The 939-nt window shown below is 64.1% G+C and carries 1 protein-coding gene; it reads left to right on the top strand.

Annotated features, from left to right (window positions below):
- Nucleotides 1-560 precede the first annotated feature (560 nt).
- Nucleotides 561-737 (top strand): hypothetical protein, encoded by a 177-nt coding sequence (locus F6Q13_RS17940; protein WP_293059431.1) that lies wholly within the window; start codon nucleotides 561-563, stop codon nucleotides 735-737.
- Nucleotides 738-939: the final 202 nt, after the last annotated feature.

Here is a 939-nt window from a genome sequence, read left to right on the forward strand (position 1 = left end):
TGGCGTGGGCGAGCCGACCGTGCGAACCGCGTGCCCGGTTCGGTGTCCCCCGCGGGAGTGATGCCGACCCCGGCCGCCACCGCCGGACACCGCAAGGCGACCGTGCTTCCCGCGGGTCGTTGCAGGACGGCCGGGGGAGAGCGCCCTGCGCGGTCTGCGGCTCTGGCGCCGCCCCGCGGCGGCGGTCGATGCCCCGCCGGCCGGCTAACACCTAAGCCTGAATCCGTGGAAGGTCGGTTTTTGGTGATCGGCGTGTGAACAATGAAAATGCCTTCCGAGCTGGGACAATAACGATTGTCGAAGTCGAAACAGTCCCTGTTTGGGAAGGCATTGCCAGTGCAATCAGCATACACGTTTAGCACCGAGTCCGCCGTGTTCGACGAAGAGAATCTGGTGTCGGCGGCAGGTTTGGTGCCGGTCATGGAACTAGCTGAGCAGACTGGTCTTTCGCGGTTGATCGGCGAGCATGTCGAGCTGCCCAGCACCCGGGCGTCTACTTCCGATCTGCCGCCAACAAACGAGCCCGCAAGGCAATCACCGCCTTCGCGCACAACTCCAGAATGCAGTCACGCTGGGCAGCCACGCTCTACGCCGCCGCCCGGGCGCGGGGCAAACGCAACCCCCACGCGATCCGCATCCTCGCCCGAGCCTGGATCCGCATCATTTGGGCTTGCTGGCATTCCGGCATCCCCTACGACCCAACCGCCCACCAGGCCCGTCAACGGACCGCGGCATGAACAACTTGACTCAGGGAACTCAAACGAGCCATCGCCCGCGAGGTCTACCACATCATGCAAACACACGCCGCGTCGATCACCACCACCAAATTGGTGGCTTGACAGACATAGAAGCATCCTGACCACACTGTTCACCTACGCCCCGATTCCCCCGGCCGCTAAAGCGACCGGCCCCCTCGGGGCTCATCGGTGGTTGGTATTT

This window comes from Mycobacterium sp., assembly GCF_008709575.1.
Taxonomy (GTDB): domain Bacteria; phylum Actinomycetota; class Actinomycetes; order Mycobacteriales; family Mycobacteriaceae; genus Mycobacterium.